Below are 20,101 nucleotides of genomic sequence, written 5' to 3' on the forward strand. Positions count from 1 at the left end.
TTGATTGTGTTATAATATTTCTATGACTATTATAACCTCAAAAGCCAATTCTGTGGTAAAAAATGCCAAGAAATTACACCAAAAAAAATACCGCAAGTCTGTTTATCTGATTGAAGGCTGGCACTTGTTTGAAGAAGCTGTTCAAGCTGGAGTGACGATTGAGAAAATCTTTGCCCTTGAAAATTACCGAGATCAGTTAGCTGCTTTTCCGCAAACTGTCTGGGTGTCAGAGGATATTTTGCTAGATTTGGCGGATTCTCAGACTCCACAGGGAATTGTCGCGGTGGTTCAAAAAGAAGAAGTAGAACAAGTTGATTTGAATCAGGGCAAGTTCTTGTTTTTGGAAGATGTGCAAGATCCTGGTAATGTAGGAACCATCATTCGAACTGCGGATGCAGCAGGCTTTACTGGAGTAATTGTTTCAGATAAATCGGCAGATATCTACAGTCTCAAGACCTTACGTTCCATGCAAGGCAGTCATTTTCATCTGCCTATTTACCGGATGTCGAGTCAAGCGCTTCTTAGGGAAACCAAAGAGGTTGCTATCCCAGTGCTGGCAACAACCCTATCTAAAGATTCTGTTGATTACAGAGAACTGGTTCCTATAGAAAATTTTGTACTAGTTATGGGGAATGAGGGTCAAGGAATTAGTCCCCTTATGGCTGAAAGTGCAGACCAGTTGGTTCACATTAGTATGAAGGGTAAGGCAGAGAGTTTGAATGTTGCCGTTGCAGCCGGTATTTTAATTTTCCATTTAAGCTAATTTTAACTTTCTTTGTTATAATCAAGGAAAGAGGTTCATAGAAAAGGAGAAAAGATGAATCACACTATTATTCATGACCGCGCAGGTCTCAATCAATTTTATGCTAAGGTTTATGCCTTTGTTGGTCTGGGGATTGGACTATCTGCTTTGGTATCAGGCCTTATGTTGACGGTCTTTCAGTCTCAGTTAGTTTACTTTTTGATGCAGGGACGCCTCTGGTTGACCATTGCTACTTTTGCGGAATTGGCCTTGGTTTTCGTTGCCAGCAGTATGGCTTCAAAGAATAGTCCAGCTGCTCTTCCAGTATTTTTACTTTACTCAGTTTTAAACGGTTTTACCCTCAGTTTTGTGGTGGCCTTCTATACTCCAGGTACAGTTTTATCTGCCTTTGTATCGAGCGCCCTTCTCTTCTTTGTCATGGCGGCAGTTGGTATGTTCACTAAGAAAGACTTGAGTGGTCTTGGTCGAGCGATGATGGCAGCTCTCATCGGTTTGCTGATTGCTATGATAGTCAATATTTTCTTGGCTAGTGGTTTCTTTGATTATATGATTAGCGTAGCCATGGTCTTGGTCTTCTCTGGGCTGATTGCTTGGGACAACCAAAGGATTCGACTTGCTTATGAGCAATCACAAGGTCGTGTAGCGACAGGTTGGGTTGTGTCAATGGCTCTTAGTATCTATCTTGATTTTATCAATCTTTTCCTAAGTATTTTACGTATCTTCGGTCGCAATGACTAGAAGATCCCTAACATCAGTGTTCGAAGGAGCACTGATTTTTTTATATTTGCTCTTTTCTTTTCTTGGAAATAGGTGTATAATGCTTTTAATTAATTTTTTGAGGAGTAGTTTATGAAGAAAAGTTTTATTCATCAACAAGAAGAGATTTCCTTTGTCAAAAACACTTTTACCCAGTATTTGAAAGATAAGTTAGAAGTTGTCGAAGTTCAAGGTCCTATCTTGAGTAGGGTCGGAGACGGGATGCAGGACAACTTATCAGGTGTGGAGAATGCCGTATCGGTCAAGGTTCTCCAAATTCCTGATGCTACTTATGAAGTGGTGCACTCCCTTGCCAAATGGAAACGCCATACCTTGGCCCGTTTTGGTTTCGGTGAGGGAGAAGGTCTTTTCGTTCACATGAAGGCCCTTCGTCCAGACGAAGATTCGCTGGATGCGACCCACTCTGTTTATGTTGACCAGTGGGACTGGGAGAAAGTTATCCCAAATGGTAAACGCAATATCGCTTATCTAAAAGAAACAGTTGAGAAGATTTACAAGGCTATTCGCCTGACAGAGCTAGCTGTTGAAGCCCGTTATGACATCGAATCAATCTTGCCAAAACAAATCACCTTTATCCACACAGAAGAGTTGGTAGAACGCTACCCAGACTTGACACCGAAAGAACGTGAAAATGCTATTTGTAAAGAATTTGGAGCAGTCTTCTTGATCGGTATCGGTGGTGAATTACCAGACGGTAAACCGCACGATGGACGTGCACCAGACTACGATGACTGGACAAGCGAATCTGAAAATGGCTACAAGGGTCTGAATGGAGATATTCTTGTCTGGAATGAGTCTTTAGGTGGAGCCTTTGAGTTGTCTTCTATGGGAATCCGTGTAGATGAAGAAACGCTTCGCCGTCAGGTTGCCATCACAGGTGATGAAGACCGTTTGGAATTGGAATGGCACAAGGCTTTGTTGAACGGCCTATTCCCATTGACAATCGGTGGGGGAATTGGACAATCTCGGATGGCTATGTTCCTACTTCGCAAGAAACACATCGGAGAAGTGCAAACAAGTGTTTGGCCTCAAGAAGTCCGCGATACTTACGAAAATATTTTATAGAGAATCGAACCGCAAGGTTCGGTTTTCTTTCTCTTTTCGCCCATAATTTGGTATAATAAACGGTATGAAAATCGTATCAGGAATCTATGGGGGACGTCCCCTCAAGACACTAGAAGGCAAGACGACAAGACCAACTTCGGATAAGGTTAGGGGAGCTATTTTTAACATGATTGGTCCCTACTTTGAAGGTGGACGAGTCTTGGACCTGTATGCAGGTAGTGGTGGTTTATCTATCGAAGCAGTATCGCGTGGCATGTACAGCGCTGTTTTGGTAGAGCGAGACCGTAAGGCTCAGACCATTATTGCTGAAAATATTCAGATGACTAAGGAAGTTGGAAAATTTCAACTCCTCAAGATGGATGCAGAAAGGGCATTGGAACAGGTACCTGGGGAATTTGACCTCATTTTCTTAGACCCTCCTTATGCCAAGGAACAAATCGTAGCAGATATTGAAAAAATGGCTGAGAGAGAGCTTTTTTCTGAAGATGTCATGGTCGTGTGTGAGACGGATAAGGCCGTTGAACTTCCAGAAGAAATTGCCTGCCTGGGCATATGGAAGGAAAAGATTTATGGAATTAGTAAGGTGACAGTCTATGTCAGATAAGATTGGATTATTCACAGGCTCATTTGATCCGATGACAAATGGGCATCTGGATATCATTGAACGGGCGAGCAGACTCTTTGATAAGCTCTATGTCGGTATTTTTTTTAATCCCCACAAACAAGGATTTCTTCCTATCGAAAATCGTAAACGGGGGTTAGAAAAGGCTTTGAAACATTTGGAAAATGTTGAAGTTGTGTCTTCTCATGATGAATTGGTGGTTGATGTCGCAAAAAGACTGGGGGCTACTTGTCTAGTGCGTGGTTTGAGGAATGCAGCGGATTTGCAATATGAAGCCAGTTTTGATTACTACAACCATCAGCTGTCTCCTGATATAGAGACTATATATTTACATAGTCGACCTGAACATCTCTATCTCAGTTCATCAGGCGTTAGAGAGCTTTTGAAATTTAGTCAGGATATTGCTTGCTATGTTCCCGAGAGTATTTTGGAGGAAATAAGAAATGAAAAAAAAGATTAGATGGCCCTTATATGTCATTGCGGCCTTAATTGTGACTTTCTTGGCATTTGTAGTGCCCTTGCCCTATTATATAGAGGTTCCAGGTGGTTCTGAAGATATTCGCCAAGTCCTTAAAGTCAATGACACAGAAGATAAGGAAGCTGGTGCCTATCAATTCGTTACGGTTGGTGTCCAACATGCCACTTTAGCCCATATGATTTATGCTTGGTTGACGCCTTTTACAGATATTCGTAGTGCCCAAGAGACTACAGGTGGTTCTTCCGATGTTGAATTTATGCGGATTAATCACTTCTACATGCAAACATCGCAAAATATGGCCAAATATCAAGGGCTAAAAACAGCTGGTAAAGATATCGAACTCAAATACCTTGGGGTTTATGTTTTGACTGTGACAGATAATTCGACCTTTAAAGGGATTCTTAACATCTCTGATACAGTTACCGCAGTCAATGATCAGACCTTTGACAGTTCCAAAGACTTGATTGATTATGTCAATTCTCAAAAATTAGGGGACTCCGTCAAGGTTACCTATGAAGAGGATGGGAAAACCAAGTCTGCAGAAGGTAAGATTATCACCTTGGAAAATGGCAAAAATGGGATTGGAATCGGTTTGATTGATCGTACGGAAGTGACCAGTGATGTCCCAATTCGCTTTTCAACAGCTGGTATCGGTGGTCCAAGTGCAGGTCTCATGTTTAGTCTGGCCATCTATACCCAAATAGCTGACCCTGGTCTTCGAAATGGCCGTATCGTTGCCGGTACAGGTACCATTGACCGTGATGGTAATGTGGGGGATATTGGAGGTATTGATAAAAAAGTTGTAGCTTCGGCTAGAGAAGGTGCCGCGATTTTCTTTGCCCCTGATAACCCTGTTAGCGAAGAAGAACAAAAAGCGCATCCTGATGCTAAAAACAACTACCAAACAGCCCTAGAAGCAGCCAAAACAATCAAGACAGATATGAAAATCGTGCCTGTTAAAACCCTACAAGATGCAATTGATTACTTGAAAAACAATTCCTAGTTTTTAAGTGAAGTTTCCAAACTAGCGCACAAACAGAGAAGATGGTATAATAGTCAAATGGTTCAATTATTATTCACTCTAAGCAGTCACATGCTCTTTATTTATGTGAGTTTTTACCTTTTAAAGGATCTTGTTAGATGGGAAAAGATTTTAAAAGTGACAACTGAGAATACAGGAAAAGTTCGTTTACTAGTAGCTTTTTTCAGCATTGTAATGGGCTATATCTTGAGTTCTTTCTTTATCAGCCTATATCAGTTGTGGCAAGAAGCGCTTAGAGGATTATTATAAAATCAAGAGTAAAGGAAGTAAGTATGGAAAAAATTGTGGTTCAAGGTGGCGATAATCATCTGGTAGGAAGTGTTACGATTGAAGGAGCAAAGAATGCAGTCTTACCCTTGTTGGCAGCAACTATTCTAGCAAGTGAAGGAAAGACCGTCTTGCAGAATGTTCCGATTTTGTCAGATGTTTTCACTATGAATCAGGTGGTTCGTGGTTTGAATGCCAAGGTGGATTTTGATGAGGAGTCTCACCTTGTAGAGGTGGACGCGACTGGCGATATCACTGAGGAAGCTCCTTACAAGTATGTCAGCAAGATGCGTGCATCTATCGTTGTCTTGGGACCAATTCTTGCCCGTGTAGGTCATGCTAAGGTATCCATGCCAGGTGGTTGTACGATTGGTAGCCGCCCTATTGATCTTCATTTGAAAGGTCTAGAAGCTATGGGGGCTAAGATCAGTCAGACAGCTGGTTATATCGAAGCCAAGGCTGATCGCTTACATGGAGCTCATATCTATATGGATTTCCCAAGTGTTGGTGCTACTCAGAACTTGATGATGGCAGCGACTCTGGCTGATGGGGTGACAGTGATTGAAAATGCTGCGCGTGAGCCTGAGATTGTTGACCTAGCCATTCTCCTCAATGAAATGGGAGCCAAGGTTAAGGGTGCTGGTACAGAGACCATTACCATTACCGGTGTTGAGAAACTTCATGGTACGACTCACAATGTAGTCCAAGACCGTATCGAAGCAGGAACCTTTATGGTAGCTGCTGCCATGACTGGTGGTGATATCTTGATTAAAGACGCTGTCTGGGAGCACAACCGTCCCTTGATTGCCAAATTGCTTGAAATGGGAGTGGAAGTGACAGAGGAGACTGAAGGAATTCGAGTTCGCTCTCAACTAGAAAATCTAAAAGCTGTTCATGTAAAAACCTTGCCCCACCCAGGATTTCCAACAGATATGCAGGCCCAATTTACAGCCTTGATGACCGTCGCAAAAGGCGAATCAACTATGGTGGAGACAGTTTTTGAAAATCGTTTCCAGCACTTAGAAGAAATGCGTCGCATGGGCTTGCATTCTGAGATTATCCGTGATACAGCTCGTATTGTTGGTGGACAAGCTTTGCAGGGGGCAGAAGTTCTTTCGACTGACCTTCGTGCCAGCGCAGCCTTGATTTTGACAGGTTTGGTAGCACAAGGAGAAACTGTAGTTGGTAAATTGGTTCACTTGGATAGAGGTTACTACCGTTTTCATGAGAAGTTGGCACAGCTAGGTGCTAAGATTCAGCGGATTGAGGCAAGTGATGAAGATGAATAAGAAATCAAGCTACGTAATCAAGCGTTTACTTCTAGTCATTTTGGTACTGTTTTTAGGTGCTCTAGCCCTAGGTATCGGCTTAATGGTAGGTTATGGAATCTTGGGCAAGGGTCAAGATCCATGGGCTATCCTGTCTCCAGCAAAATGGCAGGAATTGATTCATAAATTTACAGGAAATTAGGCTGGAGAACCAGTCTTTTTCTAGAGATAAGGAGAAAAATGGATAAAAAAACAAGACAGACACTGATCGGACTGCTAGTGTTATTACTCTTATCTGCGGGAAGCTATTATATCAAGCAGATGCAGTCGACATCTAATAGTCCTAAAACCAAACTTAGTCAGAAAAAACAAGCGTCTGAAGCTCCTAGTCAAGAGTTGGCAGAAAGTGTCTTAACAGATGCAGTCAAAAGCCAAATAAAAGGGAGTCTTGAGTGGAATGGCTCAGGTGCTTTTATCGTCAATGGTAATAAAACAAATCTAGATGCCAAGGTTTCAAGTAAACCTTACGCTGATAATAAAACAAAGACAGTGGGCAAGGAAACAGTGCCAACCGTAGCTAATGCCCTCTTGTCTAAGGCTACTCGCCAGTACAAGAATCGTGAAGAAACTGGGAATGGTTCGACTTCATGGACTCCTCCAGGCTGGCATCAGGTTAAGAATCTAAAGGGGTCTTATACCCATGCGGTCGATAGAGGTCACTTGTTAGGCTATGCCTTAATCGGTGGCTTGGATGGTTTTGATGCCTCGACAAGCAATCCTAAAAACATTGCTGTTCAAACAGCCTGGGCAAATCAGGCTCAAGCCGAGGATTCGACTGGTCAAAACTACTATGAAAGCATGGTACGTAAGGCCTTGGACCAAAACAAGCGTGTCCGTTACCGTGTAACTCTTTATTATGCTTCAAACGAGGATTTAGTTCCTTCAGCTTCACAGATTGAAGCCAAGTCTTCAGACGGAGAATTGGAATTTAATGTCCTAGTTCCCAATGTTCAAAAGGGACTTCAACTGGATTACCGAACTGGAGAAGTAACGGTAACTCAGTAAAAGATAACATAAACTCCTATGTCACTTGTGGATATAGGAGTTCTTTTTTACTAGTTTAAGCAGGGCTACAATATACAATGATACTCAATGAAAATCAAATTGCAAACTAGGAAGCTAGCCACAGGTTGCTCAAAGCACAGCTTTGAAGTTGCAGATGAAGCTGACGTGGTTTAAAGTGAATTTCGAAGAGTATGAGAAAAAATAATATGTACTGGACTATATTTTGTGATATAATAGAGGGTAAGATACTATTTTAGGAGAAGAACTATGGAAGACCCAAGTAGTCAGAATTTGTTGCTACAATTTGTTTTATTGTTTATCTTGACAGTGTTAAATGCTTTTTTCTCAGCCACAGAAATGGCCATGGTTTCACTTAACCGTGCGCGGGTTGAACAAAAGGCAGAAGAAGGAGATAGACGCTATATCCGTCTGCTGAAGGTACTAGAAAATCCTAACCACTTTTTATCAACCATTCAAGTAGGGATTACCCTGATTACGATCTTATCAGGGGCGAGTTTGGCAGACACTCTGGGACGAGAAATTGCATCTTGGCTTGGAAATGGTGAAACATCTTATGCCGTTGCAAGTTTTCTATCTTTAGCATTTTTGACTTATATTTCCATCGTTTTTGGGGAATTGTATCCTAAAAGAATCGCTCTTAATCTAAAGGATGCCTTGGCGATTCGTACAGCGCCAGTTATCATTGGGCTTGGGAAACTAGTTAGTCCCTTTGTTTGGCTCTTGTCTGCATCTACCAATCTCTTGAGTCGCTTGACTCCTATGACCTTTGACGATGCTGATGAAAAAATGACCCGTGATGAAATTGAGTACATGTTGACAAATAGTGAAGAAACACTAGATGCTGACGAAATTGAAATGTTACAAGGAATCTTTTCACTGGACGAATTAATGGCCAGAGAAGTCATGGTTCCTCGAACGGATGCCTTTATGGTAGATATTCAGGATGATAGTCAAACCATCATCCAAAGTATTTTAAAACAAAATTATTCTCGTATCCCTGTCTATGATGGGGATAAGGACAATGTGATTGGGATTATTCATACCAAGAGTCTCCTTAATACGGGCTTTGTGGACGGTTTTGACAATATTGTTTGGAAGAAAATCTTACAAGATCCTCTTTTTGTTCCTGAAACTATTTTTGTGGATGACTTGTTAAAAGAATTACGCAATACCCAAAGACAAATGGCGATTTTGTTAGATGAATACGGTGGAATGGCTGGTTTGGTGACACTTGAAGACCTCTTAGAGGAAATCGTTGGGGAAATCGATGACGAAACAGATAAGGCTGAAATCGAAGTTCATAAAATTGGAGAAGATACTTATATTGTTCAAGGTACCATGAATCTCAATGATTTTAATGACTACTTTGATGTTGAACTGGAAAGTGATGACGTTGATACCATCGCTGGTTACTATTTGACAGGAGTGGGGACCATTCCAACGACTGAAAAGCTCAGCTATGAGTTGGTAAGCCAAAACAAACAGCTTATCCTAACCAATGATAAAGTGAAAAATGGACGTGTTACCAAGGTAAAAGTCCAAATTACCGAAGTTGAAATAGAAGAAGAAACAGAGTAAACTAGAGGCTTTTGTCATCATGCGTGACAAAGCTTTTTTCAGTTGATTTTAAAAGGGAATAGTATCCTCGAAAAACTCAGTCCCCAAATCCGCCCCAAAACTTTTCTAAATCTATCCTTATTTATCCAAAGAAAAAGAAAAAAGCCCTTCAAATTGGGCTTTCTGTTCATGTGAAACCTGATAAATCAAGTTATAGAAGGCGGTAGACGGATTTGAACCGACGATCAAGCTTTTGCAGAGCCGTGCCTTACCACTTGGCTATACCGCCTTAACGTTTATTATTATACCTTGAAAATGATTTTCAGTCAATAGCTTTTTCAGATTTTTTGTGTCAATAAGCCTAAATATTCTGAAAATTCGTTTACTTTTCTTGAAATCTATGGTATAATTGATGATAACCTATACTTTATCAGAGGAGTAAATAAATGAAAAAAAGTAGAGTCTTTGTTGCAGCAGGAGTTGCTTTATTGGCAACAGGTGTGTTAGTAGCTTGTGGGAATTCAAAATCATCTGATTCGACAGCTCCAAAAACCTATGGCTATGTCTATTCGGCTGACCCAGAAACATTAGATTATATTATTTCTGGAAAAGAGAGTACGAAAGTGGCTACTTCAAACGGGATTGATGGCCTCTTCACAAATGACAAATACGGGAATTTGACTCCTGCGGTTGCAGAAGACTGGTCTGTATCAAAAGATGGATTGACATATACCTACAAAATTCGTAAAGGTGTCAAATGGATGACATCCGATGGTGAAGAATATGCCGAAGTGACTGCTAAAGACTTCGTGAATGGATTGAAACATGCGGCAGATAAGAAATCAGAAGCTCTATATCTAGCTGAAACTTCTGTTAAAGGTTTATCTGATTATTTGGCTGGGAATTCAAAAGATTTCTCTACAGTAGGTGTTAAAGCGGTTGATGACTATACTCTTGAGTATACTTTGAACCAACCAGAACCTTACTGGAACTCTAAGATGGTTTATTCAATTTTCTGGCCATTAAACGAAGAATTTGAAAAATCAAAAGGCTCTGATTTTGCTAAAGCGACAGATCCTACATCATTGCTATATAATGGACCTTTCTTGCTTAAAGGTTTGACTGCTAAATCTTCTATCGAATTTGCTAAGAACGAGCAGTACTGGGATAAAGAGAATGTTCATTTAGATACAGCAACACTTGCATATTTTGATGGTTCGGACCAAGAATCACTTGAGCGTAACTTTACAAGTGGAGCTTATAGTTTTGCTCGTCTTTACCCAACAAGTTCAAACTTCTCAAAGGTAGAGGAGTCATACAAGGATAATATTTTCTACACTCCGTCAGGAGCTGGTATTGGAGGTTTAGGTGTAAATATCGATCGACAAAATTACAAATATACATCTAAAACGACAGATGAAGAGAAAACATCTACTAAGAAAGCTCTTCTTAACAAAGACTTCCGCCAAGCCTTGAACTTTGCCTTTGACCGTACAGGTTATTCTGCTCAAGTTAACGGTAAAGAAGGTGCTCCTCTCGCAGTTCGTAATTTATTTGTGAAACCAGACTTTGTGACTGCAGGCGAAAAAACTTTCGGTGACTTGGTTGCTGAAAAAGTTAAGACTTATGGAGATGAGTGGAAAGATGTAAACTTTGCTGATGGTCAAGACGGTCTCTTTAACGCTGACAAAGCTAAAGCAGAATTTGCTAAAGCTAAAACTGCTCTGGAAGCAGAAGGTGTGAAATTCCCTATCCACTTGGATGTTCCAGTAGACCAAACCTCTAAAAACTTTGTCGCACGGATTCAGTCGTTCAAACAATCAGTTGAAAAAGTTTTAGGCGAAGAAAATGTTGTCATCGATATTCAACAAATTTCTAAAGATGAATTCTTTAATGCGACTTATTATGCTGCTAATGCGGCAGCTGAGGATTGGGATCTTTCAGGTGCGGTTGGATGGAATCCTGACTATGAAGATCCATCAACTTACCTTGATATCCTTAAATCAACTAATAGTGAGCAAACGAAAACTTATATGGGGTATGATGACCCATCAAATGCAGCTGCAGCTAAAGTTGGTGTGAAAGATTACGATAAATTGCTTGATGAAGCTGGAAAAGAAACAAGTGATCTTAACAAACGTTATGAAAAATATGCTGCTGCTCAAGCTTGGTTGACAGACAGTTCACTCTTCTTACCAGCTATGTCTTCTAGTGGTGCTGCACCATTCATTTCTCGTGTTGTACCATTCTCAGCTTCTTATAGCCAATCTGGAGACAAAGGTTCAAATCTCTACTTCAAATATATTCAGTTACAAGACAAAGTTGTAACAAAGGCTGATTATGAACAAGCTCGTGAGAAATGGATTAAAGAGAAAAAAGAATCAAACGAAAAAGTTCAAAAAGAATTGACTAAACACGTTAAATAAATAACTCTCAAGGGAACTTTCTCTCCATGAGGAGAAGGTTCTTTTGGGATTTAAAAAGGAAACGATATGAAGAAATATATTTTTATGCGTGTCTTGCGGTCATTGGTTTCTATCTTCTTAGTAACAACCTTGACTTACACGATTATCTATACAATGGTTCCTCGAAAATTGATTTTCAAACAGGATACCAACTATAACAAGATTGCGACAACTGCTGATAAGCGTGATAACTATGAGAACACTGTTTATGAGCGTATGGGCTATATCGAGTACTACGATACCAAGGAATTGCAAGAAAAAGCCAGCCAGATGGATGCCTCTGTAACAGTTGAAGCTAATGACACCAACAAGGCTATCTATGAAAAATACATCAAACAAATCGGTCATGGTTGGACCTTGGGAGAATTTACTGAAAGTGGCCAATTCTACGCTACTCGTGAAATCCCAATTTTTGAACGTGTTTTTCACTTCTATGCTAACTTGATTGATATTGACCATACAAATAAAATTCAAGACCCTGAAAATCCAGACTTGAAACGTTATCTTCGTTTTGAAAACGATCCAGCTATCGGATGGTCATTGGTCGGTTCAGGTACTAAACACAAATATCTCTTGTACTTCAACAGTCAGTTCCCATTTGTGCATCAAAACTTTGTGAACATCAATTTAGGTGACTCTTATCCAACCTATGCTAATAGCCCTGTTTTACAGGTTATTACTCAAGGACAAGGACAAACAAAAACATCTCAAGTTCAGTTCCCAACAGGTAAGAAAACTTCTTCTGTAAATATTTACTCAAGAACCTATAAATCACCTAGTCAGGCTGATTCTCGTGAAGTAGCAAACTACGGAAAAGATGATCCTTATACAGCTACAGAAAGTAACTACCAATATCCTTCAATGATTGCCAGCTCTGCTGTTGTTGGATTGATCGGTTTGGTGATTTCTTATGCGATTGCCGTGCCACTTGGTTCAGCTATGGCTCGCTTCAAGAATACTTGGATTGATAGCTTCTCAACAGGGTTTTTGACCTTCTTGATGGCCCTTCTAACCATTGCTTTGGTTTACATTGTTCGTTTGATTGGATCATCAATTGGTCTTCCAGATTCATTCCCTATTTTGGGTGCTGGAGATTGGCGTTCGTATGTTTTACCAGCAGTTATCCTTGGTTTATTGGGTGCTCCTGGTACAGCTATTTGGATTCGTCGTTACATGATTGACTTGCAATCACAGGACTTTGTTCGTTTTGCTCGTGCAAAAGGTTTGTCTGAAAAAGAAATTTCAAACAAACACATCTTTAAAAATGCCATGGTTCCGCTAGTTTCAGGAATTCCTGGTGCTGTTATCGGGGTTATCGGTGGTGCAACCCTTACTGAAACAGTCTTCGCCTTCCCAGGTATGGGTAAAATGTTGATTGACTCTGTAAAAGCATCTAATAACTCTATGGTCGTTGGTCTTGTCTTCATCTTTACATGTATTTCTATCTTCTCACTTCTTTTGGGAGATATTTGGATGACTATTATTGACCCACGTATTAAATTGACTGAGAAAGGAGGCAAATAATGTCTACAATCGATAAAGAAAAATTTCAGTTTGTAAAACGTGACGATTTTGCCTCTGAAGCCATTGATGCGCCAGCTTATTCATACTGGGGTTCAGTGTTTAGACAATTTATGAAGAAGAAATCAACTGTAGTCATGTTGGGAATCTTGGTAGCTATCATTTTGATGAGTTTCATCTACCCAATGTTTTCTAAGTTTGATTTCAATGATGTCAGCAAAGTGAACGATTTTAGTGCTCGTTATATTAAGCCAAATGCTGAGCATTGGTTCGGTACTGACAGTAACGGTAAATCGCTCTTTGACGGTGTTTGGTTCGGAGCTCGTAACTCTATCCTCATTTCTGTGATTGCGACAGTGATTAACTTGGTTATCGGTGTCTTTGTCGGTGGTATTTGGGGAATTTCGAAATCAGTAGACCGTGTGATGATGGAAGTTTATAACGTCATCTCAAACATCCCATCTCTTTTGATTGTCATTGTCTTGACTTACTCAATCGGAGCTGGATTCTGGAATCTGATTTTTGCAATGAGTGTAACAACATGGATTGGGATTGCCTTCATGATCCGTGTGCAAATCTTGCGCTATCGTGACTTGGAATACAACTTGGCATCACGTACTTTGGGAACACCAACCTTGAAGATTGTTGCCAAAAATATCATGCCTCAATTGGTATCTGTTATTGTGACAACCATGACTCAAATGCTTCCAAGCTTTATCTCATACGAAGCCTTCTTGTCATTCTTCGGTCTTGGATTACCGATTACCGTGCCAAGTTTGGGTCGTTTGATTTCGGATTATTCACAAAACGTAACAACCAATGCTTACTTGTTCTGGATTCCATTGACAACTCTTGTCTTGGTATCCTTATCCCTTTTCGTAGTTGGTCAAAACTTAGCGGATGCTAGTGATCCACGTACACATAGATAGGAGTAGAAATGACAAAAGAAAAAAATGTAATTTTGACTGCTCGCGATATTGTCGTGGAATTTGACGTTCGTGACAAAGTATTGACAGCCATTCGCGGCGTTTCCCTTGAACTAGTTGAAGGAGAAGTATTAGCCTTGGTAGGTGAGTCAGGATCAGGGAAATCTGTTTTGACAAAGACTTTCACAGGTATGCTTGAAGAAAATGGTCGCATTGCCCAAGGAAGTATTGACTACCGTGGTCAGGACTTGACAGCCTTGTCTTCTCACAAGGATTGGGAACAAATTCGTGGTGCTAAGATTGCGACTATCTTCCAAGATCCAATGACTAGTTTGGACCCAATTAAAACAATTGGTAGTCAGATTACAGAAGTTATTGTAAAACACCAAGGCAAAACAGCTAAAGAAGCGAAAGAATTGGCGATTGACTACATGAATAAGGTTGGGATTCCAGATGCAGATAGACGTTTTGATGAATACCCATTCCAATATTCTGGAGGGATGCGTCAACGTATCGTTATTGCTATTGCCCTTGCCTGCCGACCTGATGTCTTGATCTGTGATGAGCCAACAACTGCCTTGGATGTAACCATCCAAGCACAGATTATTGATTTGCTAAAATCTTTACAAAACGAGTACCATTTCACAACAATCTTTATCACCCATGACCTTGGTGTGGTAGCAAGTATTGCGGATAAGGTAGCAGTTATGTATGCGGGAGAAATCGTTGAGTATGGAACTGTTGAGGAAGTCTTCTATGACCCTCGCCATCCATATACATGGAGTCTCTTGTCTAGCTTGCCTCAGCTTGCTGATGATAAAGGGGAACTTTACTCAATCCCAGGAACACCTCCGTCACTTTATACTGACCTGAAAGGGGATGCCTTTGCCTTGCGTTCTGACTATGCAATGCAGATTGACTTTGAACAAAAAGCTCCTCAATTCTCAGTATCAGAGACACATTGGGCTAAAACTTGGCTACTTCATGAGGATGCTCCAAAAGTAGAAAAACCAGCTGTGATTGCAAATCTTCACGATAAGATCCGTGATAAAATGGGATTTGCCCATCTGGCTGACTAGGAGGAAGGAAATGTCTGAAAAATTAGTAGAAATCAAAGATTTAGAAATTTCCTTCGGTGAAGGAAGTAAGAAGTTTGTCGCGGTTAAAAATGCTAACTTCTTTATCAACAAGGGAGAAACTTTCTCGCTTGTAGGTGAGTCAGGTAGTGGGAAAACAACTATTGGTCGTGCTATCATCGGTCTCAATGATACAAGTAATGGAGATATCATTTTTGAAGGTCAAAAGATTAATGGTAAGAAATCGCGTGAACAAGCTGCAGAATTGATTCGTCGTATCCAGATGATTTTTCAAGACCCTGCCGCAAGTTTGAATGAACGTGCGACTGTTGATTATATTATTTCAGAAGGTCTTTACAATCATCATCTGTTCAAGGATGAAGAAGAACGTAAAGAGAAAGTTAAAAATATTATTCGTGAAGTGGGGCTTCTTGCTGAGCACTTGACTCGTTACCCTCATGAATTCTCAGGTGGTCAACGTCAACGTATCGGTATTGCCCGTGCCTTGGTCATGCAACCAGACTTTGTTATTGCGGATGAGCCCATTTCAGCCTTGGACGTTTCTGTGCGTGCTCAAGTCTTGAACTTGCTCAAAAAATTCCAAAAAGAACTTGGTTTGACCTATCTCTTCATCGCCCATGACTTGTCGGTTGTTCGCTTTATTTCAGATCGTATCGCAGTTATTTATAAGGGTGTTATTGTAGAGGTTGCAGAAACAGAAGAATTGTTTAATAATCCAATTCACCCATATACTCAGGCCTTGCTTTCAGCTGTACCAATTCCAGACCCAATCTTGGAACGTAAGAAGGTCTTGAAAGTATATGATCCAGATCAACATGATTATGAGACAGATAAGCCATCTATGGTAGAAATCCGTCCAGGTCACTATGTTTGGGCTAACCAAGCCGAATTGGCGCGTTACCAACAAGGGTTAAACTAATAATGGTTTTATAATTTCCATGTCAACTTTTATGGAAATTATAAACCTTTTTTTGTTGGACTGATTTGAAAGTCTTTGAAAGCTCCTTGAAAGAATTTTCGAAAAATTTTAAAAAATTCTGAAATATTCTTGACAGGTGATGAAAAAGGTGGTAAGATAGGAAACATCAAAAAAGAAAGCAGAAAAAGAAATGAATAAGAGACAAGCTGTAATTATGAATCAAAACTTTTACTTTAGCTACTTTAGATAGTGTTTGTAGACATGTCACCATGGATGCAAACAGTTCAAGCAATTTGTTTGTATCTATGTGGCTAAGATTTTTAATTGTGGTCCATATAGATGAATATCTAAATGGACTAGCTAAGTTGTAACTTGTTAGATTATTTCAAGCATCCGTTTAGATAGTATCTAGGCGGTTTTTTGTTTTATCTTTTCTGAGAAGGAGTTTCATTATGAAAGTTGTTCGAAAATTACTAGCACCCCTCTTGGTAGTGGGGATCCTCTTGACCTCTCTGATTAGTTTGCATCAGTTGAAGGCAGATAAGAAAAAAGATGTGTTTCGTATCGGTATTTCGCAGTTTATTACCCACCAGTCCCTAGACGCTACTAGAGAAGGTTTTGTGGATGAGCTGGCCAAGCAAGGCTATATTGAGGGGAAAAATATCGAGATTGATTTGCAAAATGCACAGGGAGAACAAAGAAATCTAAAAACGATTTCCCAGCAACTAGCAGAATCTAGTGATGTCGTTCTAGCCATCGCAACGCCTTCTGCTCAGAGCTTGGCTAATACAACACAAACGACACCGGTTATCTTTTCAGCTGTAACAGATCCTGTCAGTGCCAAGTTGGTTGAGTCAAGAGAACATCCGGGGGGAAATGTAACTGGAACAAGTGATCAGTCATCAGATGCTATCTCAACCCAAATCAATTTGATAAAGAAAGTGTTGCCAAAAGCTAAAACAATTGGAATCCTCTATACTCAGAGCGAGCCAAACTCAGTTGTCCAAAAGGATGAAGCTAAGCGACTTCTGGAAGAAAAAGGCTTTACCGTTGTTGAAAAAACAATCTTGGACAGTAACAATGTCAAGGCGGCAGCAGAGAGTTTGATGGCAGAAGTGGATATGGTTTTTGTACCAACGGACAATATCATTTCGTCAACCATGGAAACAGTTAAGCAGGTTTCTATTAAACACAAGGTTCCAGTATTCGGTGGCTCAACGGAAATGATTGCGGTTGGTGGTTTGTATAACTACGGTACCAATTATGAAGAATTGGGACGGCAGACAGCCCGCATGTTGATTCGTGTCTTAAAAGGTGAGAAACCAGAAAATATAGCAGTTGAGTTGCCTGAAAAACTGGAATTGCATACCAATCAAGAAATGGCAGATGCATTGGGAATTGATATTAGTAAGTTAGAAGGCAAGGAATAAGGAGGTTTGAGATGAATTTTGTATTATCTAGTTTATCAGAAGGTTTGTTGTGGTCGATTATGGCGATTGGGGTCTACTTGACTTTCCGTATTTTGGATATTGCGGATATGACTGCTGAAGGAGCCTTTCCACTGGGGGCTGCTGTCGTCGTATCTCAGATACAGGCAGGGACAAATCCTTGGATTGCGACTTTACTTGCTTTGTTTGCAGGTATGGTAGCAGGTCTAGTATCAGGAATGCTCCACACCAAGATGAAAATTCCAGCTCTCTTGACAGGTATTGTGACCTTGACAGGGCTTTATTCAATCAATATTAAAATCATGGGAAGCGTGCCTAATCTTTCCTTGGGAGATTCTGCAACCGTCTTTAAACAATTGGCGAGCTTGGGGCTGACAACTGAAGAAGCTGTTTTCTCACTTAGTTTGGCCTGTCTCTTACTTGTTTGTTTGGTCTTGACTCTTTTGATGAAGACAGAGATTGGCTTGGTCTTGCGTTCGACTGGGGACAATATTCCGATGAGTGAGGCCAATGGGGTTAATGTAGACACCATGAAGATTGTTGGTTACATGATTTCAAACGGCTTGATTGCCTTATGTGGTTCCTTGTTTGCCCAAAATGATGGATTTTCAGATGTGACTTCTGGGACAGGAACCATTGTTGTTGGTTTGAGTGCAGTTATTATTGCGGAAGTTTTGATACACGACTTGACCATTGGAAGTCGCTTATTATCCATCGGAATCGGTGCTATTGTTTACCGTTTGATTATTTTAAATATCTATGAAATTCCAAATCTAGATCAAAACCTAGTTCGTCTCTTTAATGCAATCTTGTTAGCCTTAGTTTTATTTGCACCAGAATTGCAAAAGAGATTAAAGATTCGTGGTCTGAAATTGAGAAATGAATAGGAGGAGAAAGTTATGGCAAGTTTGTTAACACTTGAAAATATTCACAAAACATTTGAAGCAGGGACGGTCAATGAGAACCATGTCCTCAAAGGATTAGATTTAGAGGTTGAAGAGGGAGATTTTATCTCTGTGATTGGTGGAAATGGGGCAGGCAAATCCACTTTGATGAATATCTTGGCTGGCAATCTATCGGTGGACGAAGGGGACCTTTTATTGGCAGGCAAATCCATTAAAAATCTGAGTGTCAGAAAGAGAGCCAAGGATATTGCCCGTGTTTTTCAAGATCCTAAGATGGGAACAGCTTCTCGTTTGACGATTGAGGAGAATATGGCTATTGCCTTAAGACGTGGGCAGAAGAGAGGGCTTGGCTGGGGCGTAAAGGAGAAGGATAGGATCCAGTTCCAAGAGGCCTTGAAAGAGTTGAATATTGGCCTTGAAAACCGCTTGAAAGTAGATACTCAATATCTCTCAGGAGGACAAAGACAGGCCTTGACCCTAGTCATGGCAGCTCTGGTAAAACCCAAACTTTTGCTTTTGGATGAACATACTGCGGCACTTGACCCGAAAACTAGTCAAATGGTGATGGATTTGACGCAAAAGATTGTGGAACACCATCAGTTGACGACTTTGATGATTACCCACGATATGAACCATGCGATTGAGTACGGAAATCGTCTCATTATGCTCTATCAAGGCAAGATAGTGGTGGATGTCAAGGGAGAGGAGAAAAAGCATCTGACAGTTGAAGATCTCATGCATCTCTTCCAGAAAAATAGTGGTCAAAGTCTAGTCAGTGATGAATTGGTTTTGGGATAAAGAAAAAGGCTGAGATCTAGTGTCTCAGTCTTTTATTTCTTACGTTTTGCAAAATCTACAAATAGAAATTCTCGTGGAACACCTTATATTTATATGGGGGAGGAAATCGGGATGATTGACCCAGACTATGATTCGATGGCTGATTATGTGGATGTCGAATCGATCAATGCTTATCAGATGCTCTTAGAGGAAGGGAAGAGTCAGGAAGAAGCCTTCCTGATTATTCAGGCTAAGTCGCGTGATAATTCACGAATTCCCATGCAGTGGGATTCTTCGGAAAATGCAGGATTTACAGTAGGCACACCTTGGCTCAAGGCAGGAAAATCCTACCCTCACATCAATGTAGAAAATGAAATCCAAGGCCCGATTTTCACCTTCTACCAAGACTTGATTCGACTTCGTAAAGAAATGCCTATCATATCAGAAGGAAGTTACAAACCAGTCTTTGAAGATAGCAAACAAGTCTATACTTTTGAACGCCAGTATGAGGATCAAAAGTTACTAGTACTCAATAATTTTTATGCCACAGAAGTGGAAATCGATTTACCCGCAGCCTACCAAAATAGACAGATTTTGCTTTCAAACTATGAAGATGCAGAAGTGTCTGAAAAAATTCTACTCAAACCTTACCAGACACTGGCTATCTATGTAAATTAAACTTAGTAAGGAGCCCTCTTTCGCATAAAAGCAGGGTTCTTTTTGCTGTCTATTCCATCTCTGAAAGCGTAAAACAAACTGGTCAGGGTGGCTATTTTGTGGTATAATGAAAGAGACTCAAAAAGAAACAGGAGAAAAATGATGGATTTACTTTTAGCAATTGTATTGATTGTGCTAGCTTTTCTAGGAGGAGCTCTTGGAGGAATGTACTTGGTTCGTAAGCAAATTGAAAAAGAATTCGCTGATAACCCACGTTTGAATGCTGAAGCAGTTCGTACTCTTTTGAGTGCAAATGGTCAAAAACCAAGCGAAGCCAAGGTACAACAAGTTTACCACCAAATCATCCGCCAACAAAAGGCAGTCCTTGCTAACAATAAAAAGAAAAAATAAATAAGGAAAAGTCTGGGATGAAAGTTCCAGACTTCTCACTATGTTGGCTA

Annotated in this window: 20 protein-coding genes, 1 tRNA gene and 1 pseudogene; 21 read left to right on the forward strand and 1 reads right to left on the reverse strand. The window is 40.4% G+C overall.

The genetic code is table 11. The features are described 5' to 3' along the window. The first annotated feature begins 22 nt into the window (after positions 1-22). The 11 genes from N8O43_RS07790 (at position 23) to N8O43_RS07840 (ending at position 8,946) form a co-directional block, all read left to right on the forward strand. Positions 23-763, forward strand: a complete 741-nt coding sequence (locus N8O43_RS07790; protein WP_261090006.1) for a TrmH family RNA methyltransferase — start codon at positions 23-25, stop codon at positions 761-763. Between the two features lie 54 nt (positions 764-817). Then, entirely contained in the window at positions 818-1,501 is a 684-nt protein-coding gene (locus tag N8O43_RS07795) for a Bax inhibitor-1/YccA family protein (protein WP_001016909.1), read from the forward strand. Positions 1,502-1,612: 111 nt separating this feature from the next. Then, positions 1,613-2,605: an aspartate--ammonia ligase gene (gene asnA / locus N8O43_RS07800; protein ID WP_000748003.1), complete on the forward strand. Its 993-nt coding sequence runs from the start codon at positions 1,613-1,615 to the stop codon at positions 2,603-2,605. 64 nt (positions 2,606-2,669) lie between these two features. Further along, positions 2,670-3,209, forward strand: a complete 540-nt coding sequence (gene rsmD / locus N8O43_RS07805) for a 16S rRNA (guanine(966)-N(2))-methyltransferase RsmD (protein WP_261090005.1) — start codon at positions 2,670-2,672, stop codon at positions 3,207-3,209. After that, on the forward strand, positions 3,199-3,687 hold the full coding sequence (gene coaD / locus N8O43_RS07810) for a pantetheine-phosphate adenylyltransferase (RefSeq protein ID WP_261090004.1): 489 nt from the start codon (positions 3,199-3,201) through the stop codon (positions 3,685-3,687). Before rsmD ends, coaD begins: the two co-directional genes overlap by 11 nt. Then, the gene (locus N8O43_RS07815; RefSeq protein ID WP_261090003.1) at positions 3,671-4,708 is read left to right on the forward strand and encodes a SepM family pheromone-processing serine protease; all 1,038 of its coding nucleotides are present in this window, start codon (positions 3,671-3,673) and stop codon (positions 4,706-4,708) included. Before coaD ends, N8O43_RS07815 begins: the two co-directional genes overlap by 17 nt. A gap of 57 nt (positions 4,709-4,765) precedes the next feature. Next, positions 4,766-4,996: a DUF1146 family protein gene (locus N8O43_RS07820; protein WP_261090002.1), complete on the forward strand. Its 231-nt coding sequence runs from the start codon at positions 4,766-4,768 to the stop codon at positions 4,994-4,996. Between the two features lie 23 nt (positions 4,997-5,019). Further along, positions 5,020-6,303 (forward strand): UDP-N-acetylglucosamine 1-carboxyvinyltransferase, encoded by a 1,284-nt coding sequence (murA, locus tag N8O43_RS07825; RefSeq protein WP_261090001.1) that lies wholly within the window; start codon positions 5,020-5,022, stop codon positions 6,301-6,303. Further along, the gene (locus N8O43_RS07830) at positions 6,296-6,484 is read left to right on the forward strand and encodes a DNA-directed RNA polymerase subunit beta (RefSeq protein ID WP_004241151.1); all 189 of its coding nucleotides are present in this window, start codon (positions 6,296-6,298) and stop codon (positions 6,482-6,484) included. Before murA ends, N8O43_RS07830 begins: the two co-directional genes overlap by 8 nt. A gap of 38 nt (positions 6,485-6,522) precedes the next feature. Next, a complete protein-coding gene (gene endA, locus N8O43_RS07835; protein ID WP_078237947.1) occupies positions 6,523-7,347 on the forward strand; it encodes a DNA-entry nuclease EndA in 825 nt (274 codons plus the stop codon). Between the two features lie 267 nt (positions 7,348-7,614). Next, positions 7,615-8,946 (forward strand): hemolysin family protein, encoded by a 1,332-nt coding sequence (locus tag N8O43_RS07840; RefSeq protein WP_261090000.1) that lies wholly within the window; start codon positions 7,615-7,617, stop codon positions 8,944-8,946. 197 nt (positions 8,947-9,143) lie between these two features. Here the strand turns inward: N8O43_RS07840 and N8O43_RS07845 are convergent. Continuing rightward, a tRNA-Cys gene (locus tag N8O43_RS07845) sits at positions 9,144-9,214 on the reverse strand. A 157-nt stretch (positions 9,215-9,371) separates the two neighbouring features. Between N8O43_RS07845 and N8O43_RS07850 the strand changes: the two genes are divergently transcribed. The 10 genes and pseudogenes from N8O43_RS07850 to N8O43_RS07895 all read left to right on the forward strand — a co-directional run bounded on the left by N8O43_RS07850 (position 9,372) and on the right by N8O43_RS07895 (position 20,051). Continuing rightward, positions 9,372-11,351, forward strand: a complete 1,980-nt coding sequence (locus N8O43_RS07850) for a peptide ABC transporter substrate-binding protein (RefSeq protein WP_020902007.1) — start codon at positions 9,372-9,374, stop codon at positions 11,349-11,351. 66 nt (positions 11,352-11,417) lie between these two features. Next, positions 11,418-12,914 carry an ABC transporter permease gene (locus tag N8O43_RS07855; protein WP_261223719.1) on the forward strand — a complete coding sequence of 499 codons (1,497 nt, stop codon included), beginning with the start codon at positions 11,418-11,420 and terminating at the stop codon, positions 12,912-12,914. Further along, positions 12,914-13,840 (forward strand): oligopeptide ABC transporter permease OppC, encoded by a 927-nt coding sequence (oppC, locus tag N8O43_RS07860; RefSeq protein WP_000103691.1) that lies wholly within the window; start codon positions 12,914-12,916, stop codon positions 13,838-13,840. The genes N8O43_RS07855 and oppC overlap by 1 nt, the downstream gene beginning before the upstream one ends. 8 nt (positions 13,841-13,848) lie before the next feature. Further along, the gene (locus tag N8O43_RS07865) at positions 13,849-14,916 is read left to right on the forward strand and encodes an ABC transporter ATP-binding protein (RefSeq protein WP_042900320.1); all 1,068 of its coding nucleotides are present in this window, start codon (positions 13,849-13,851) and stop codon (positions 14,914-14,916) included. 10 nt (positions 14,917-14,926) lie between these two features. After that, complete coding sequence (locus N8O43_RS07870) at positions 14,927-15,853, forward strand: ATP-binding cassette domain-containing protein (RefSeq protein WP_049523558.1); 927 nt, start codon at positions 14,927-14,929, stop codon at positions 15,851-15,853. Positions 15,854-16,305: 452 nt separating this feature from the next. After that, positions 16,306-17,283, forward strand: coding sequence for an ABC transporter substrate-binding protein (locus N8O43_RS07875; RefSeq protein ID WP_060627154.1), 978 nt, complete (start codon positions 16,306-16,308; stop codon positions 17,281-17,283). 11 nt (positions 17,284-17,294) lie between these two features. Then, positions 17,295-18,188 carry an ABC transporter permease gene (locus tag N8O43_RS07880; RefSeq protein WP_060627153.1) on the forward strand — a complete coding sequence of 298 codons (894 nt, stop codon included), beginning with the start codon at positions 17,295-17,297 and terminating at the stop codon, positions 18,186-18,188. A 12-nt stretch (positions 18,189-18,200) separates the two neighbouring features. Continuing rightward, positions 18,201-19,004, forward strand: coding sequence for an ABC transporter ATP-binding protein (locus N8O43_RS07885; RefSeq protein ID WP_000157661.1), 804 nt, complete (start codon positions 18,201-18,203; stop codon positions 19,002-19,004). A gap of 69 nt (positions 19,005-19,073) precedes the next feature. Beyond that, positions 19,074-19,661: pseudogene (locus N8O43_RS07890) on the forward strand (alpha-amylase family glycosyl hydrolase); the annotation flags it as partial. Between the two features lie 141 nt (positions 19,662-19,802). Next, a complete protein-coding gene (locus N8O43_RS07895; RefSeq protein ID WP_061750577.1) occupies positions 19,803-20,051 on the forward strand; it encodes a YneF family protein in 249 nt (82 codons plus the stop codon). Positions 20,052-20,101: the final 50 nt, after the last annotated feature.

The organism is Streptococcus mitis, from assembly GCF_946190335.1.
GTDB classification, from domain to species: Bacteria; Bacillota; Bacilli; order Lactobacillales; family Streptococcaceae; genus Streptococcus; species Streptococcus mitis_CH.

Bases quoted from the DNA above. Each gene is read 5' to 3' on its own strand.
- N8O43_RS07790 (WP_261090006.1), top strand. From the start codon at position 23: ATGACTATTATAACCTCAAAAGCCAATTCTGTGGTAAAAAATGCCAAG.
- N8O43_RS07795 (WP_001016909.1), top strand. From the start codon at position 818: ATGAATCACACTATTATTCATGACCGCGCAGGTCTCAATCAATTTTAT.
- asnA (WP_000748003.1), top strand. From the start codon at position 1,613: ATGAAGAAAAGTTTTATTCATCAACAAGAAGAGATTTCCTTTGTCAAA.
- rsmD (WP_261090005.1), top strand. From the start codon at position 2,670: ATGAAAATCGTATCAGGAATCTATGGGGGACGTCCCCTCAAGACACTA.
- coaD (WP_261090004.1), top strand. From the start codon at position 3,199: ATGTCAGATAAGATTGGATTATTCACAGGCTCATTTGATCCGATGACA.
- N8O43_RS07815 (WP_261090003.1), top strand. From the start codon at position 3,671: ATGAAAAAAAAGATTAGATGGCCCTTATATGTCATTGCGGCCTTAATT.
- N8O43_RS07820 (WP_261090002.1), top strand. From the start codon at position 4,766: ATGGTTCAATTATTATTCACTCTAAGCAGTCACATGCTCTTTATTTAT.
- murA (WP_261090001.1), top strand. From the start codon at position 5,020: ATGGAAAAAATTGTGGTTCAAGGTGGCGATAATCATCTGGTAGGAAGT.
- N8O43_RS07830 (WP_004241151.1), top strand. From the start codon at position 6,296: ATGAATAAGAAATCAAGCTACGTAATCAAGCGTTTACTTCTAGTCATT.
- endA (WP_078237947.1), top strand. From the start codon at position 6,523: ATGGATAAAAAAACAAGACAGACACTGATCGGACTGCTAGTGTTATTA.
- N8O43_RS07840 (WP_261090000.1), top strand. From the start codon at position 7,615: ATGGAAGACCCAAGTAGTCAGAATTTGTTGCTACAATTTGTTTTATTG.
- N8O43_RS07850 (WP_020902007.1), top strand. From the start codon at position 9,372: ATGAAAAAAAGTAGAGTCTTTGTTGCAGCAGGAGTTGCTTTATTGGCA.
- N8O43_RS07855 (WP_261223719.1), top strand. From the start codon at position 11,418: ATGAAGAAATATATTTTTATGCGTGTCTTGCGGTCATTGGTTTCTATC.
- oppC (WP_000103691.1), top strand. From the start codon at position 12,914: ATGTCTACAATCGATAAAGAAAAATTTCAGTTTGTAAAACGTGACGAT.
- N8O43_RS07865 (WP_042900320.1), top strand. From the start codon at position 13,849: ATGACAAAAGAAAAAAATGTAATTTTGACTGCTCGCGATATTGTCGTG.
- N8O43_RS07870 (WP_049523558.1), top strand. From the start codon at position 14,927: ATGTCTGAAAAATTAGTAGAAATCAAAGATTTAGAAATTTCCTTCGGT.
- N8O43_RS07875 (WP_060627154.1), top strand. From the start codon at position 16,306: ATGAAAGTTGTTCGAAAATTACTAGCACCCCTCTTGGTAGTGGGGATC.
- N8O43_RS07880 (WP_060627153.1), top strand. From the start codon at position 17,295: ATGAATTTTGTATTATCTAGTTTATCAGAAGGTTTGTTGTGGTCGATT.
- N8O43_RS07885 (WP_000157661.1), top strand. From the start codon at position 18,201: ATGGCAAGTTTGTTAACACTTGAAAATATTCACAAAACATTTGAAGCA.
- N8O43_RS07895 (WP_061750577.1), top strand. From the start codon at position 19,803: ATGGATTTACTTTTAGCAATTGTATTGATTGTGCTAGCTTTTCTAGGA.